At 41.9% G+C, this 15,518-nt stretch carries 19 protein-coding genes; 2 read left to right on the top strand and 17 right to left on the bottom strand.

Annotated elements, in window-relative coordinates; all coding sequences use genetic code 11:
• Window positions 1-38: 38 nt before the first annotated feature.
• Window positions 39-1,496 carry an aminoacyl-histidine dipeptidase gene (locus RIL182_RS09555; RefSeq protein ID WP_134523267.1) on the bottom strand — a complete coding sequence of 486 codons (1,458 nt, stop codon included), beginning with the start codon at window positions 1,494-1,496 and terminating at the stop codon, window positions 39-41.
• Window positions 1,497-1,526: 30 nt separating this feature from the next.
• Here RIL182_RS09555 and RIL182_RS09550 point away from each other — a divergent pair, with 30 nt between their 5' ends.
• The gene (locus RIL182_RS09550; RefSeq protein ID WP_044998663.1) at window positions 1,527-2,495 is read left to right on the top strand and encodes a nucleoside recognition domain-containing protein; all 969 of its coding nucleotides are present in this window, start codon (window positions 1,527-1,529) and stop codon (window positions 2,493-2,495) included.
• On the opposite strand, the gene RIL182_RS09545 is transcribed toward RIL182_RS09550, so the two are convergent.
• From RIL182_RS09545 to nadA, 14 genes are all read right to left on the bottom strand, one after another.
• Window positions 2,422-3,027 carry a hypothetical protein gene (locus RIL182_RS09545; RefSeq protein ID WP_006856062.1) on the bottom strand — a complete coding sequence of 202 codons (606 nt, stop codon included), beginning with the start codon at window positions 3,025-3,027 and terminating at the stop codon, window positions 2,422-2,424. The genes RIL182_RS09550 and RIL182_RS09545 overlap by 74 nt on opposite strands.
• A 12-nt stretch (window positions 3,028-3,039) precedes the next feature.
• Window positions 3,040-3,525 carry a pantetheine-phosphate adenylyltransferase gene (gene coaD / locus RIL182_RS09540; RefSeq protein ID WP_006856061.1) on the bottom strand — a complete coding sequence of 162 codons (486 nt, stop codon included), beginning with the start codon at window positions 3,523-3,525 and terminating at the stop codon, window positions 3,040-3,042.
• A 35-nt stretch (window positions 3,526-3,560) separates the two neighbouring features.
• On the bottom strand, window positions 3,561-4,115 hold the full coding sequence (gene rsmD, locus RIL182_RS09535; protein ID WP_172606709.1) for a 16S rRNA (guanine(966)-N(2))-methyltransferase RsmD: 555 nt from the start codon (window positions 4,113-4,115) through the stop codon (window positions 3,561-3,563).
• Between the two features lie 50 nt (window positions 4,116-4,165).
• Window positions 4,166-4,705, bottom strand: a complete 540-nt coding sequence (locus RIL182_RS09530) for a CinA family protein (protein ID WP_006856059.1) — start codon at window positions 4,703-4,705, stop codon at window positions 4,166-4,168.
• 11 nt (window positions 4,706-4,716) lie between these two features.
• Window positions 4,717-5,259, bottom strand: coding sequence for a CDP-diacylglycerol--glycerol-3-phosphate 3-phosphatidyltransferase (gene pgsA / locus RIL182_RS09525; protein ID WP_006856058.1), 543 nt, complete (start codon window positions 5,257-5,259; stop codon window positions 4,717-4,719).
• A gap of 42 nt (window positions 5,260-5,301) precedes the next feature.
• Window positions 5,302-6,636 carry a 30S ribosomal protein S12 methylthiotransferase RimO gene (gene rimO / locus RIL182_RS09520; protein ID WP_006856057.1) on the bottom strand — a complete coding sequence of 445 codons (1,335 nt, stop codon included), beginning with the start codon at window positions 6,634-6,636 and terminating at the stop codon, window positions 5,302-5,304.
• Window positions 6,626-6,871 carry a DNA-directed RNA polymerase subunit omega gene (gene rpoZ, locus RIL182_RS09515; RefSeq protein WP_044998697.1) on the bottom strand — a complete coding sequence of 82 codons (246 nt, stop codon included), beginning with the start codon at window positions 6,869-6,871 and terminating at the stop codon, window positions 6,626-6,628. Before rpoZ ends, rimO begins: the two co-directional genes overlap by 11 nt.
• Before the next feature lie 97 nt (window positions 6,872-6,968).
• The gene (gene gmk, locus RIL182_RS09510; RefSeq protein WP_006856055.1) at window positions 6,969-7,607 is read right to left on the bottom strand and encodes a guanylate kinase; all 639 of its coding nucleotides are present in this window, start codon (window positions 7,605-7,607) and stop codon (window positions 6,969-6,971) included.
• A complete protein-coding gene (locus tag RIL182_RS09505) occupies window positions 7,588-7,857 on the bottom strand; it encodes a DUF370 domain-containing protein (protein WP_006856054.1) in 270 nt (89 codons plus the stop codon). Before RIL182_RS09505 ends, gmk begins: the two co-directional genes overlap by 20 nt.
• 13 nt (window positions 7,858-7,870) lie before the next feature.
• Window positions 7,871-8,749 carry a YicC/YloC family endoribonuclease gene (locus RIL182_RS09500; protein ID WP_044998696.1) on the bottom strand — a complete coding sequence of 293 codons (879 nt, stop codon included), beginning with the start codon at window positions 8,747-8,749 and terminating at the stop codon, window positions 7,871-7,873.
• A 140-nt stretch (window positions 8,750-8,889) separates the two neighbouring features.
• Window positions 8,890-9,426 carry a transcription repressor NadR gene (locus tag RIL182_RS09495; RefSeq protein WP_006856051.1) on the bottom strand — a complete coding sequence of 179 codons (537 nt, stop codon included), beginning with the start codon at window positions 9,424-9,426 and terminating at the stop codon, window positions 8,890-8,892.
• A 63-nt stretch (window positions 9,427-9,489) separates the two neighbouring features.
• Window positions 9,490-10,374, bottom strand: a complete 885-nt coding sequence (gene nadC, locus RIL182_RS09490) for a carboxylating nicotinate-nucleotide diphosphorylase (protein WP_172606738.1) — start codon at window positions 10,372-10,374, stop codon at window positions 9,490-9,492.
• Window positions 10,343-11,563 (bottom strand): L-aspartate oxidase, encoded by a 1,221-nt coding sequence (locus tag RIL182_RS09485; RefSeq protein ID WP_006856049.1) that lies wholly within the window; start codon window positions 11,561-11,563, stop codon window positions 10,343-10,345. The genes nadC and RIL182_RS09485 overlap by 32 nt, the downstream gene beginning before the upstream one ends.
• A gap of 64 nt (window positions 11,564-11,627) precedes the next feature.
• The gene (nadA, locus tag RIL182_RS09480) at window positions 11,628-12,536 is read right to left on the bottom strand and encodes a quinolinate synthase NadA (RefSeq protein WP_022112947.1); all 909 of its coding nucleotides are present in this window, start codon (window positions 12,534-12,536) and stop codon (window positions 11,628-11,630) included.
• A gap of 207 nt (window positions 12,537-12,743) precedes the next feature.
• Here nadA and RIL182_RS09475 point away from each other — a divergent pair, with 207 nt between their 5' ends.
• Window positions 12,744-13,238, top strand: coding sequence for a hypothetical protein (locus tag RIL182_RS09475; RefSeq protein WP_006856047.1), 495 nt, complete (start codon window positions 12,744-12,746; stop codon window positions 13,236-13,238).
• A 110-nt stretch (window positions 13,239-13,348) separates the two neighbouring features.
• Here RIL182_RS09475 and RIL182_RS09470 read toward each other — a convergent pair whose 3' ends face one another.
• Both RIL182_RS09470 and pepF read right to left on the bottom strand, forming a co-directional pair.
• A complete protein-coding gene (locus tag RIL182_RS09470; protein WP_242655488.1) occupies window positions 13,349-13,582 on the bottom strand; it encodes an HPr family phosphocarrier protein in 234 nt (77 codons plus the stop codon).
• Between the two features lie 65 nt (window positions 13,583-13,647).
• Window positions 13,648-15,450 (bottom strand): oligoendopeptidase F, encoded by a 1,803-nt coding sequence (gene pepF, locus RIL182_RS09465; protein ID WP_006856045.1) that lies wholly within the window; start codon window positions 15,448-15,450, stop codon window positions 13,648-13,650.
• Window positions 15,451-15,518 lie beyond the last annotated feature (68 nt).

Here is a 15,518-nt window from a genome sequence, read left to right as displayed (position 1 = left end):
CCCTTATTTTTGCAATATTAAATTTATGACAAACGTTTTTATTTACTTCTCTTTAAAAATTCCACAATCAGTTTCCATACTTTTTCGGTAGAAGAAATGCTGAGACGCTCCTTCGGTGTATGGATATCAAAGTTATTCGGTCCGAAGGAAACGCAGTCGAGATCTGCGATCTTGCCGGATAAGATACCGCACTCAAGTCCTGCATGGATTGCCTCAAACACTGGCTCCTCGTGGAATAATTCTTCGTATACGGCACTGATTCCCTCACGGATATCAGACTCCGCGCGATACTCCCATGCCGGATAATCCCCGCTTACAGAGATCTCACCGCCTAAAAATTCGGCCAGATACTCTAATTTATCTTTTAATTCTTCTTTTCTTGTGGAGACACTGCTTCGCACAGATGCGGTCAGCTCAAGGCCATCTGTTGTCAGTTTCATGATTCCGGTATTTAAAGAAGTCTCTACCAGTCCAGGCATTACCATGCTCATATGCTGCACGCCGTTTGGCACGTTGCGCAGATAAAAGATCACTTTTGTCATGGAAGAATAAGATAATACATCATACTCCCCTGTTCCATTCTCTTTTATTTCAATGCAGACAGCCGGATCTGAGACAGCATACTCTTTTTTAAAAATCTTTTCCAGTTCTGTAATATAATCGGAAAGTTCTGCTTTTTTCTCTTCCGGAATGACGATCTCTGCCTCACACTCACGCGGGATTGCATTATCTTTTAAGCCGCCTGCAAGTGATACAACCGCCAGTTCCATTCGGTCGGAAAGATATTTTAACACACGTCCCATCAGGATATTGGCATTGGCATGTTCCTTATCGATCTCACTGCCGGAGTGCCCCCCCTCTAAGCCAGTCACAGTCAGTCCTGCGCCATATCCCTGCTGTTTCTGCCATGTGACAGGGATCACAGTATCCACAGTCATACCGCCAGCACAACTTGTCAGGAAATGTCCTTCCACATCGGAATCAATATTTAACATCTTATGGCCTTTTAACATGGAAAGATCTATGACCTCTGCTCCGAGCATGCCGATCTCCTCATCAACCGTGATCACAGCCTCAAGTCTTGGATGCGCAATCTCCGGTGAATCCATAATTGCGAGGATATAAGCAACCGCAACACCATCATCACCGCCTAAAGTCGTGCCTTTTGCTTTTAAGAAATCGCCGTCTACATAAAGCTCCAGACCGTCTTTCTCAAAATCGATCTCCACGCCTTTTTCCTTCTCACAGACCATATCCATATGTCCCTGCATGATGATCGGGTCTGCACTTTCATATCCGTCAGATGCCTCCTGAATGATCACAACATTGTTTGCCTCATCCTGATAGCACTCTAAACCATGTTCTTTTGCAAAAGAAATCAGGTAATCGCTGATCTGTCTGGTATTTCTTGAACCATGCGGAATTGCTGCCAACTCCTCAAAATATGCAAATACTTTTTTGGATTCTAACTCTGGTAAATTTAATTTGTTCTTCATAGATGCCTCCTGTTTCTCATATATTCTAATATGAAAAAGAAATTAATATTCTTGTGTATCCTTATTTTTATCGTTTATATTTTATTTTTCCCGCAGGACGCAGTAACTGCAGCAACCGACGGGCTGGTTCTCTGGTATGAGCGGGTGCTTCCCTCTCTGCTGCCATTTGCGATTTTATCCAATATCCTGATCTACTCTGGTTTTACCGGATATCTTGTAAAACTTCTCTATCCGCTCCTACGTCTGATCTTACCAGCCAGCAGAAATGGCTCTTTTGTGCTGCTGTCCGGTTTTCTGTTCGGCTTTCCGATGGGAAGCAAAAACTGTGCTGAAATGCTAAAATGCGGGCAGTTAGAATATCAGGAAGCCGAAATACTGTTTATGGTGACAAACAACATCAGTCCTGTATTTATCAGCAGCTATATTCTCTGCCAGGAACTTCATATGCCTTCCCTGATACCACTCAGCTATCTGGTAATATTTTTGCCGCCTCTCATTGCCGGTAGACTGCTCTTTTTCTTTACAGAGAAAAAGCAATCAGTATCAAACCACTCCACCACATACAAAAAGCCAGCATCTGGATCTCAAATAAATTTTAAAATCATAGACGCCGGCATCATGAACGGTTTCGAAACACTAACCAGACTTGGAGGTTATATTATGCTGTTTTCCATGATATCTTCCATGTTCCGGCTGCTTCCACTGCCAGAAACCACAAAACTGATGCTCACCGGATTGACAGAAATCACAAACGGGATCAAAGCTGCCAGCCAGTCACCCCTTACACCTGCCTGCCGTTATTTACTTGCCATGACTTTTACTGCCTTCGGCGGATGTTCCGGTCTGGCACAGACCAGTTCGATGATCAAAGGAACCGGTCTTTCCATCAAAAAATATGGAATCTTTAAACTGCTTATGACCCTAATTACTGCTGTTCTGGCATGGTCTGTTGTAACTCTTGTGTATCCGTCTGCGTTTCTTCCTGTATGTCTGCCGTAGGATTCAATTCGGCACGGTTCGTTGTAACAACATCAAGGAATCCCTGCAGAGTACTCATATATGCATCACTCCTTGCCTTAGAAGAATCCATGGCATGTGAAATTGTACTCTCTAAATTTTTCAAAATATCGTCTGTATACTGCATGGCACCCATACGGATATTATTGGCGTCATTTGTTGCATTGTCTAAGATTTCCTGAGCCTGTTTGGTTGCGATCATAACAACCTCATTTGCCTGTGCATATGCCTGCTGCATAATTTCATGCTCACTGACAAGTTCATCTGTTTTTACCTGTGCCTGTGCAATGATTGCATCCGCTTTCGCCTGCGCATCCGCTAAGATTGCTTCTTTATTGCTGATAATCTTCTGATAACGCTTGATCTCATCCGGTGTCTTGCTGCGGAGTTCATTTAATAGTTCTTCCATAGTTTCGCGGTTTACAATGATCTTAGACGGTGCAAAAGCCTGCGTCTTACAGCCGTCAATATAGTCTTCAATCTCGTCTATTATCTGTTCAATTCTGCTGGCCATAGTAACCACTCCTTATTTTTTAATCTGATACTTATCATATATCCGGTCTATAAAACGTGCCGGCACAAACTTGGATAAATCTCCTCCATAAGATGCAAATTCTTTCACGATTGTAGAGCTTAAATAAGAATACTGGAGACTGGTTGTCAAAAAAATTGTCTCCACTTCCGGATTTTCCACATGATTTGTCTGTGCAATCTGAAGTTCATATTCAAAATCTGTTACAGCGCGTAGCCCTCTTACAATGATCGTCGCATCGATTTCTCTCATATAATCGACTAAAAGACCATTAAAACTTGTCACTGTAACATTTGGCATGGAATCTGTCATCTCCTTAATCATACTAACACGTTCATCTAAAGAAAACAACGAATTTTTTGCACTGTTATTAAGTACTCCGACCACAAGCTCGTCCACAATTCTAGCAGATCGTTCTATAATATCTAAATGTCCTAACGTCAACGGATCAAAACTTCCCGGATAAATTGCTTTTTTCATAGGTTCCTCCCATACAAATGGATCATGTATTTTTTCTATTGATTTTTGATGATAAATGCATGTTCATTTGTCTTATACGTCTTTAATCGTTTCAATGTGAATCCCATATCCGGCAAATAGTCAAACGCTGTATCCAACGATGCTTCGACGATGATGATTCCATTTTCTTTTAAAAGCGAAGAATCTTTCAGGTAAGAAAGTACATCATATTCAAATTCCTGTTTATAGGGAGGATCCATAAAAATGATATCAAACCGGTATTTTCCTTCCATCGCTCTTAAAGCTGATAAAACATCCGAATTATATAATTTTGTTTCTTTTGTAAACTTGGTAAAGCGGATATTGTCCTCCACGCATGCAGCAGCTTTTTTATTATTTTCGACAAAAACGGCATACTGCGCACCGCGGCTGACTGCCTCAAGTCCCATCTGTCCGCTTCCTGCAAACAGATCCAAAAAATAGCATCCAGGGATCTCATCCTGTATGATATTAAACAATGTCTCTTTGATACGGTCTGTGGTAGGTCTGGTGTCAAGTCCTTCTACCGTTTTTAAAGGAAGGCTTCTCGCTGTTCCTGCAATAATTCTCATACTAATAACCATGCCTTTCTAGTGTAAAATATCTTTCCTATATGGATTTTTCACACTGCATACGTTTCTTCTATACATTTTTTTAACATGGAAAGTGCGCTTTCTGTGGCGCTCTTTCTTACATCCATGCGGCTGCCGGAAAACATATGACGCTCCGTCACTGTCTTTCCATTCAGATAACAGCCGATAAACACCAGCCCGACCGGGCATTCTTTCGTTCCCCCATCTGGTCCGGCAACACCTGTCACGGATACTGCCGCCATTGTTGCAGCCGTTTTTGCTGCAGAAGCAGCCATATCCGCCGCTGTTTCACTGCTTACCACGCCATAGGTATCGATTGTTTCCGGTGCAACATGTATCATTTTAACTTTTGCTTCATTTGAATATGTCACATACCCCTCTGTAAAAAACTCTGAGATTCCCGGAACATTGATCAGCGTGGACGCGATCATCCCACCCGTGGCGGACTCCGCTGTTGTAATTGTAATTTGATATTTTTTTAACAAACCATAAATGGAATATTCCAGCGGTTCCTGTACTGCACTTTTGCCGGTACAGGAATCACTGGAATCATATACATGTTCAGCCAACTGCTATTCTCCTATTTCTGTTCTTTTAAAACATTTTTATTTTTGGCAATATAATCGATCAGTGATACGACTGTCAGCGCCAAAGCAATGTATGTAAGAACCGTGCCAAGCACTGCAAAGAACGGATTTGGAATATCTAAGATCAGCACAATCACCATAAGCATCTGGAAAACCGTTTTAAATTTTCCCCAATAACTTGCAGCAATTACAATTCCATTATCTGCAGCGACCAGACGAAATCCACTGATGATAAATTCTCTCGCAATGATAATGATGACAATCCAGGCTGCAAGCTGCCCTTTCTCAATCAGACAGATCATTGCAGAGCAGACAAGCAGCTTGTCTGCCAGAGGATCCATAAATTTTCCAAAATCAGTAACCAGATTGTACTTTCTTGCAATTTTTCCATCCAGCATGTCGGTAAGACTTGCAATGATAAAAATAGCTACTGCAATATAATTGCCATAACCTTCAAAATACGGAGCAAGCATAAAGAAAACAAAAAACGGAATCAATATCATACGCATTACCGTCAGTTTATTTGGTAAATTCATAATTTACACTCTCCATTTCTGCACAATAAATTTTAAATACTGCTAGATCAATTCTCCAATCAGGTCATACTCATAGGCGCCTGTCACACGTACTTTCGCGATATCGCCCGTCATGAGTTCTTCATCTGTATTAATAAAAATATAACCATCTACATCCGGTGCATCACGGTAAGTTCTTCCAACATAAGCATTTTCATCACTCACTTTCCCTTCAATGAAAACGTATAACTCTCTGCCTTTCATGGTCTCATTTTTATCAAAAATAATCTCTTCCTGTAATTCCATGACATCTGCCTGCCAGTCTTTTTTCAGATTTTCATCCACCTGATCGGTAAACTCTGCAGCAGGCGTTCCCTCCTCCGGTGAATAGGTAAAAGCACCAAGACGGTCAAATTCCATGTCATTGATAAACTGCATCAGTTCCTCATGCATTTCCTGTGTTTCACCCGGGAAACCACAGATCAGCGTCGTACGCAGTGTAATGTCCGGAATGCGTTCACGCAGATGCGTAATGATCTTTACAAGATCTGCATTACTCGTTCTTCGTCCCATGCGTTTTAATATGGTATCATTTGCATGCTGGATCGGGATATCCAGATAATGGCATACTTTCTGATTGCGGATCATGGCATCAATCAGACCTTCGTATATTTCTTCCGGATAACAGTACATGATACGGATCCAGAACAGGTCTTTGATCTTGTTTAACTCATCTAATAAACGGTGCAGTGACTTTTCACCATAGAGATCAACTCCGTAGAGTGTGGTCTCCTGTGCCACCAGGATGAGTTCTTTTGCTCCTGCAGCAACCAGTTCTTTTGCCTGTTCGATCAGATCTTCCATCGGAACACTGCGGTAATTTCCGCGGATATACGGAATAATGCAGTATGTGCAGCGCTTGTTGCATCCCTCTGCGATCTTTAAATAAGCAAAATGTCCGCCTGTTGTCACAGAACGTTTGGTGTGCAGTGTCGGCAATCCCTCTAAGGTCTTGAAATTCTCATAATGTTTGCCCTCTAAGGACTGATGCACTGCGTTTACAATATCCTCATAGGAATTCGTTCCAAGAATTGCATCCACTTCCGGGATTTCTTTTACGATTTCTTCTTTATAACGCTGTGCAAGGCATCCGGTCACGATCAGAGACTTTAATCTGGCTTCTTTTTTCAGTTCTGCCATCTCAAGAATCGTATTGATACTTTCTTCTTTTGCATCATTGATAAAGCAGCAGGTATTGACAATGATAATGTCTGCTTCCTGCTCATCATCTGTCATTTCGATTCCATCATCTCTTAACATGCCAAGCATAAACTCTGTGTCGACCAGATTCTTGTCACATCCAAGTGATACAAATAAAAGTTTTAAATTATTCTTCATCCGATGTCTCCGGTAAAATCTTTACCTTTCCTTCGTAAAGTTCTTCTACTGCGATGGATAATGGTTTCGGGCACACTTTTTTCTCTGCCATCGGCTCATCTCCTGCAATGATCTGGCGTGCTCTTTTTGCAGCTGCAATCACAATGGAATAACGGCTGTTTACAACCGGCTCCTCACCAATTTCCACACCGTCGTTTACTACTTTCATTAATTCTACATAAGATGGATGTATCATGATAATTCCCCTTTCTTTGCGCATTGCGCATATGGCGGTCTCCCGCTCTTAGATTCTTATATTTATGTTACAGATTTTTATCTGTTTCATGAACAGACTATTTTGAAAATGTTTTTAGTTCATTCCGCATTTCCTGTATAGCTGACTCATTACGGTTTACACGGTAATGTTCATTCTGAATGATCTGATGAACTTCTTCCACACAGTCTTCTAACACGTCATTGACTACCAGATAGTCATAGGACTCAATTCCCTCCGCCTCTTCAACGGCTCTTGCAAGTCTTGACTCGATCACGTCCATCGTCTCGGTTCCTCTGCCTATCAGACGGTTTTTTAACTCTTTGGCACTCGGCGGTGTCACAAACAAAAGCAATGTATCCGGGAATTTTTCTTTGACTTTTAATGCTCCCTGGATCTCGATCTCTAAGATGACATCTTTTCCTGCCTCTAACTGTTCTTCCACATATGCCTTCGGCGTGCCATAATAATTGCCGACGAACTGCGCATATTCGATCAGTGCATCGTCTTTTATCATCTGCTCAAACTGTTCTTTTGTACGGAAAAAATATTCCACACCATCCGTTTCACCCGGTCTTGGATTTCTCGTCGTAGCCGAGATGGAAAGTGCATAGCTGTCAGCATATTTTTTCATTAATTCTTTCATGATGGTTCCTTTTCCCGAACCGGAAAATCCGGATACCACGGTAAGGATTCCTCTATTCTTTCGTATCATCATATACCTCTGTGGCATTGCCATTAAATCTGCCGGCAAGCGTCTCCGGCTGCAATGCTGATAAAATGATTTTGTTGTTTTCTGTAAAAATGACGCTTTTGGTCCTGCGTCCCTGTGTTGCATCGATCAGATTTTCCTGTTCTTTGCCTTTTTGCACCATACGCTTTGCCGGTGCGGAGTCTGAAGATACGATACAGACAATCTTATCGGTATTGACCATATTGCCAAATCCAATATTCATTAGCTTTGCCATATACCACCCGTCCCTATTCTATATTCTGGATCTGTTCCCTGACCTTTTCAATATCCGTTTTTAAACTGATACCGATATCAGAAATTGCAAGATCATTGGTTTTAGAAAGAATGGTATTTGCCTCGCGGTTCATCTCCTGCGCAATAAAGTCAAGTTTTCTTCCCACACTGCCACCAGCTTCCAAGGTATCTTTGGTACTCTTAATGTGGCTGCGCAGTCTGACTGTCTCTTCATCAACACAGATCTTATCTGCAAAGATCGTTACCTCCGTCGCAATTCTTGCATCATCGATCTGACGGTCTCCTAGCAGTTCTGCCACCTTAGCCTCTAACCGTTCTTTGTACTCCTTAATGATTACAGGGGAGCGCTCCTCAATGAAATCCACATAGGATAACATGCCATCAAGTTTCTCGCATAAATCTTTCTTTAAATGCTCGCCTTCCCTGATCCTGCTCTCCACAAACTGCTCTGCCGCACCGCGGATCGCTTTTTCAAGTCCGAGCCACAGAGATTTCTCATCTATGCCCTGTTCCTCCATCGTAAACACGTCCGGGTACTTTGAAAGCGTACTCACACGGATATCATTATCAAGTCCGAACTTTTCTGCCATACTGTTCAGATAAGTCAGATACTGGGCTGCAAGTGCTTCATTATATTTCAATGAAACATTATCCTGCGTATAATCTTCGCAGTTGATAAAAATATCAACCTTACCGCGCTCCATATACTCTTTTAACAGCGTACGGATCGCACTCTCGAAGAAATTCAGCTTTTTAGGCATCTTGATATTGACATCGAGATAACGGTGATTTACGGCTTTTATCTCTACCGTAAACTTGCGGTTCTCATCCGCAAATTCACACCGGCCAAAACCGGTCATACTTTTTATCATATTTCTCTCCGTTTCTGCAAAATATCCTGTCACGTAAAAATCACTTATGCATCACGGTTTCATCTCTTTCTCGTATGCATAAGTGATTTTATTATAAAGCGAATTTGATTTCAAGTCAATATCCCGGTTTTTTTAATTTCTTACTGTTCATATGGAAGTAATTCCGCAAGATAGCCTTTCTTTTTGAGTGCTTCCTCTATCTCATCTAACACTTCTTCACTCTCAGCGCTGATCTTATGAAAATGATATCCGGACGTCACATTGAGAAGTGGTGTCGATTTTCCTGTCTTTAAATCATCCATAAAGTTCTGCACATCTCGCCTGCTTTTGATATTTAGCGGAGCATCTAATTTCCCATAAACGCGGTGATTGACCATGACATTGACCACACATCCCCCAAGATCAACGATCGTAGTCAGTTCATCCTCCACCTGTTCATTGGTATGGCATACTTTAAATATCCTGACTGCCTGTTTTGGTTCATCCAGCAGATAACCTCTTGCAGTAGAAATAATCGGATACCCCTGTGTGCGGAGAAGTGCAATATCCTGCACCACGACCTGTCTGCTGACACCGGTTTTTTTTCCAATTGCCGTGCCGGATACCGGTGTATCTGTATCACGTATCATAGACAGGATTTCTTTTCTTCTGTCTGCTCCGGTCATTTCTTTTTCCATTTGCGATCCTCTCCTTTTTGACTCTGCATTTATTTTAGCTGAATCTGTCTATTTTTACAAGCGTTACTGAAGGGAATCTGTTACTTTCAAGTGTTTCAGGCTGATATCTAAGATCGGTGCTGAATGTGTCAGGGCACCGCTGGAAACATAATCCACTCCGAGTGCTGTGATCGTTTTGATATTCTCTTTTGTGATATTTCCGGAGCACTCTGTTTTTGCTCTGCCGTCGATCAGCCGGATTGCCTCCGACATCTGTTCCGGTGTCATGTTATCGAGCATGATAATATCCGCACCTGCTTCCACGGCTTCTTTTACCATGTCAAGATTTTCTGTCTCTACCTCGATCTTACGGACAAACGGAGCATATGCTTTTGCAGCAAGAATAGCTTCTTTTACACCGCCTGCCGCATCAATATGATTATCTTTGAGCAGAACACCGTCCGATAAATTGTAACGATGATTCTGTCCGCCTCCCACACATACGGCATATTTCTCGAAAATACGCATGCATGGTGTTGTCTTTCTTGTATCAAGTAATGTTGTGCTGCTGCCCTCTAATAACCGTGCAACCTGATGTGTATATGTTGCAATACCACTTAAACGCTGCAGATAATTAAGAGCTGTACGCTCTCCGGATAAAAGAACCCGCACGTCACCTTTTACCGTCGCAAGGAGCTGTCCTTTTTTTACAGCATCACCGTCTTTTACTTCCCTGCCATCCTGATTTTTCGCCCACTCAACTTTTGTGGACGCATCTAACATGGTAAATACACGTTCAAATACCGGAAGTCCGGCGATCACGCCGTCCTGTTTACAGATCAGTTCCACCTCTCCGGCCCTGTATTCCGGCATCACTGCGTTTGTGGATACGTCCTCACTGTGAATATCTTCCTCTAATGCAAGACGGATATATTTATCAGCAACAAGCTGCATGGTAATTGGATTCAAATTCATGATCTTCATTTCCTTTCTCTTCATTTTGTATTTTTACTGCTGCACGTTTTGCAAAAACAAGACTCTCTAACAGGCTGTTGCTTGCAAGCCGATTCTTTCCGTGAACTCCGTTGCAGCTCGTCTCCCCGACTGCATATAGATTTGGCATCGTTGTCGCAGAATCGCGGTTCACATGGACACCGCCCATAAAATAATGCTGTGCCGGCACGATAGGCGCCGGTTCTTTTAAAAGATCATACCCTTCTTCGAGACATTTTTCATAAATGTGCGGAAAATGCTTCAAAATGATTTCCTTTGGAACATGTGCAAATGAGATCCATTCATACTCCACACCTTCTTTTTTCATTTCTTCCTGTATTGCTTTTGTCACAACATCACGCGGCAGAAGTTCATTGACAAACCGTTCTCCTTTGTGATTGAGAAGAACTGCGCCTTCTCCCCTTGCTGATTCCGAGATCAGGAAACTCCTTCCAGGCTTTTTACTGTAAAGGCATGTTGGGTGGATCTGTACATAGTCCATATGTTCAAGTTCCACACCGTGTTCTTTTGCGATCCTGCATGCATCACCGGTCAGTATTGGGAAATTGGTGGAATGCTCATAAAGACCCCCGATTCCTCCGGTTGCCATAATTGTATTGTCTGCATGAATATGCAGCGTTTCACCTTCTTTTGTTTCTGCGGCCATACCGGTGCATTTGCCACCATCCACCAAAATATCTGTCATGGTCGTATACTCTAAGATGGTCACATTCGAACATTTTTTTACATGTGATAGTAGTGTCGTTGTGATCTCCTTTCCGGTAATATCCTCATGGAAGCAGATCCTCGGCCGGGAATGAGCTCCCTCCCTGGTATAGGCAAGGCTTCCATCCGGATTTTTTGCAAAACGGACACCAAAATTCAACAGGTCGTTGATCACATCCCGGCTGGAACGTATCATAATATCAACGCTCTCCTTTCGATTTTCATAATGTCCGGCCCGCATGGTATCTTCAAAGTACGAATCGTAATCAGATTCATCCCGCAGTACACAGATTCCTCCCTGTGCCAGCATGGAGTCACAGCTTTCCAAATCTTTTTTTGAAAGCATCAGAATATTCATTTCTTCCGGCAGATTCAAAGCCGCATAAAGTCCTGCCACACCACATCCTGCAATCACTACATCATAATACAGATTTTTCATATTTGACCTCATTTCTGTGCCGCCATCGGAAATGTTTCGAATTCCGTTTTAACACATGTTGCTTTTATTTTCCGGCAAGTTCTAACATTCTTGCCAGCGCATTTTTTGCAGCGCCTTCCGTTTCCGGTCTTGCATGGATCTCATTTTCCCCTGTTTTTAACACATGAAGCACTTTTTCCGGCGTGATTTTTTTCATATTCACACAGGTCGGTGTTGTTTCCGGGAAATAAAACTCTGCATCCGGTCTGCGCTCTTTTAATTTTGTAAGAACACCGCACTCCGTGCCAATGATAAATTCTTTGTCGCTGCTCTCCCCGGCAAAATTGATAATTCCGCTTGTCGATCCGATAAAATCTGCGATTTCAATAATTTTATGATTGCATTCCGGGTGAACCAGTACTTTTGCATCCGGATGCTCTGCCTTTAAATCAAGCAATTCCTCTACCTGCATAAATTCATGTACAATACAAAATCCTTCATTGTAAATGAATTCTTTTTCCGGCACCGCTGCGGCGACAAAATGTGCCAGATTCCGGTCCGGGATAAATAAAATATGTTTATTCGGCAGATTTTTTACAATCTTTACCGCATTTGCAGAAGTTACACAGACATCCGACCACGATTTGATCTCCTGTGTCGAGTTGATATAACACACGACCGCAAGGTCATCGTACTGGTCTCTCGCGGCCTGTACGGTTTCTTTTGTTACCATATGTGCCATCGGGCAGTCCGCAGCAAGATCCGGCATCAGTACTGTTTTATCCGGATTTAACAATTTTGCACTCTCGCCCATAAATGTCACGCCACAGAGTACGATCGTCTTATTTGCAAGCTCTGTTGCCTTTTTACTCAGGAAATAAGAATCTCCGATGTAATCGGCAAGTGCCTGGACTTCCGGTCTTACATAATAATGTGCCAGGATCACGGCATCTCTTTTCTTTTTCCACTCTTCTAATTCTTCCAAACTTATCATACGCCCTCTTAACTCTCTCTCAAATTTTTTGCCCATTCATTTCAGATTTTTAATGAAACTTTTCGTAGTATACCACTTATCATTACATATGACAAGACACATGTTTAAAATCATGTAAAGTTTTCTGCTTTTATTTTTCAAAGAAATGTTTTGTACTTCTGAAACAATACATAATTCATTCTGTTTCAAGACATATTAAACAACAGAATGCATGTTCCGCATTCTATCTATTGCGAATATAAAAATCATGAAAAAGAGGGATTCTATATGTTAAACGGAGATACTGTAAAATTATTGCGGGAATGTAATGCCGGCACAAAAATGGCAGTTTATTCCATGGATGAGATCTGTGATAAAATTTCAGATGCAGATTTTAAAAATATCATCCTGGCATCTAAAGAAAAACATGCGCGTCTCGGAAATGAGATCCATGCACAGTTAGAAAAATGCGATGATCCGGCAAAAGAACCAAATGCGCTTGCAAAAGGAATGTCCTGGCTGAAAACAAATGCCAAGTTAGCAGTTGAGGAAAGTGATGCTGTGTGTGCTGATCTTTTGACCGAAGGCTGCAATATGGGTGTCAAATCACTCTGCCGCTATTATAATCAGTATGCGGCCGCGGACAAACAGGCCCAGGGATTTTGCAAAGAACTGATCCATCTTGAGGAAAATCTTGCCAAAGAAATACGATGTTATCTTTAACAGAAAAACTGCCACTCACACAAAGCAAAAAAAGACAGTAACAACTTACTTTCGATTGTTACTGTCTTTTTATTCGGTTATTTACAGCCCCGTGTTTTCCGGTAAATGTGTTATCTTCCTTTTACCACAAATTCACGGATTTCCTCCATCACAGTATCATCTTCCTCATGTATGGTCAGTGTCAGAGGTTTTGACAGATCCATCGTACAGATTCCAATGATTGATTTTCCATCTACGGTATATCTGCCTTTTGCAAGGTCAAACGCTCCTTTATGGCCACTTAAGATATGACACAGCTTCTTTGCTTTTTCCGGTGCATCGATCAATACTTCTACCTGTTTCAAAACAAAATCCTCCTGTTTTGTTCTTGTATAGATATAGTATTCCACAATTTTCCACCGGTTATTCATTATTCGGCAAGCAATGCCTCGATTTCATCAAGCACTTCCCCAAATACATCCAGTGCCTCCTGGATTGGCTTTGGTGTTTCAAGGTTGACACCGGCGATCTTAAGCAGCTCAACCGGAGAGGCAGAACAGCCACCGGATAAAAACTTCTTATAACGTTCTACCGCAGGTGCTCCCTCTTTTAAGATTCCATGTGCCAGTGCAACTGCCGAAGAAAATCCCGTTGCATACTGATATACATAGAAATTATAGTAAAAATGAGGGATTCTTGCCCATTCGTAGGCAATCTCAGAATCTGATACCATATCCGGTCCAAAATATTTGCAGTTTAAGTCATAATATAATTTATTTAACGTCTCAGCGGTCAGGCTCTCTCCCTCTTCCACCATCTTATTGCTTAACATTTCATATTCAGCAAACATAGTCTGACGGTAAACAGTTCCCTTAAAGCTGTCAAGATAATGGTTGAGCAGATATGCACGCTCCTTTTTATCAGTTGTATTTTTCAGCAAATACTCCATTAAAAGCACTTCGTTACAGGTAGATGCCACCTCTGCAACAAAGATCTTATACTGGGAGTAAATGTATGGCTGACTGGAATTTGAATAATAGGAATGCATCGCATGTCCCATTTCATGTGCCAGCGTAAACATATTATCAAGGGTATCATTATGATTTAACAGCACATATGGATGTGAACCATAAGCCCCTGCAGAATAAGCTCCGCTTCTCTTTCCCTCGTTCTCATAAACATCGATCCAGCGGCTTTCAAATCCCTCTTTTACCTTTGCGACATATTCTTCCCCAAGTGGTGCTAATGCCTTTAACACGGTTTCTTTCGCTTCTTCAAAAGAAATCTTCTTTGCGGCATCTGCGATCATTGGTGTGTAAACGTCGTACATATGCAGTTCGTCCACGCCAAGGCATTTTTTGCGAAGACGTACATAACGGTGCATTTTATCCATATTCTTATTGATCGTATCGATCAGATTATGATAAACAGTCGGAGAAACATTGTTAGCATCCACTGCGGCTTCCAGTGTTGAATGATAGTGTCTCGCATTTGCATAGAAAACCTGCTGTTTTACCTGACCATTATATAATGCAGCAAGTGTGTTTGCATACTGTTTGTACACACCATAAAATCCCTCAAATGCATCCTTGCGCACACGGCGGTCTGCCGACTCCTCAAACGGAACGAAATTACCATGGGACAGTCTTACGGTATCTCCCTCTTCATCTTTGATCTCCGGGAATACAAAATCAGCGTTGTTGATGATGGAATATACCTGTCCGGATGTCTCCGCCATATCGCCTGTCATCGCTACCAGTTTTTCCATTTCAGCAGAAAGTGTATGTGCCTTGGTACGCTCGATTTCCTCGATCTGTTTACGGTAAAGTTCTAACTCTGGAAGTTCTTTATAGTATCCTTCCAGAACAGCCTCATCCATTGCAAGGATCTCCGGAACGATAAATGCAGTCTGGCTTGACACCTTCGTCAGCATAGAATACATTTTCTGGGACATTGCCTGATGTGCCGTATTTTTCTGGTCTTCATCAAACAGACGCTCTGCATAATTAAAATCATAATCCAGTTTTTCCTCTGCCTTAGCTGCGCGTTCTAATACAAATAACAGATTTTGCGCACAAGCAGCTACTTTACCTTCCATCTTTCCGATTTCATCCAGGATCTTGTCAATCTCATCCAGATCTTTTTTCCAATCCTCGTCGGACGCATACATATCTTTTAAATTCCATGTATATTCTTCTTTTACTTCGCTTCGTTTTAACAATTCTTTTGCCATTGTAAACCTCCATATTTTTACTGCCGGGAAATGATTCCAGCACTCTCTAATTTACGCTCTGCAAAAGA

It is taken from the genome of Roseburia intestinalis L1-82 (assembly GCF_900537995.1).
GTDB lineage: Bacteria > Bacillota > Clostridia > Lachnospirales > Lachnospiraceae > Roseburia > Roseburia intestinalis.
This window is presented reverse-complemented; position numbering and strand designations above follow the sequence as displayed.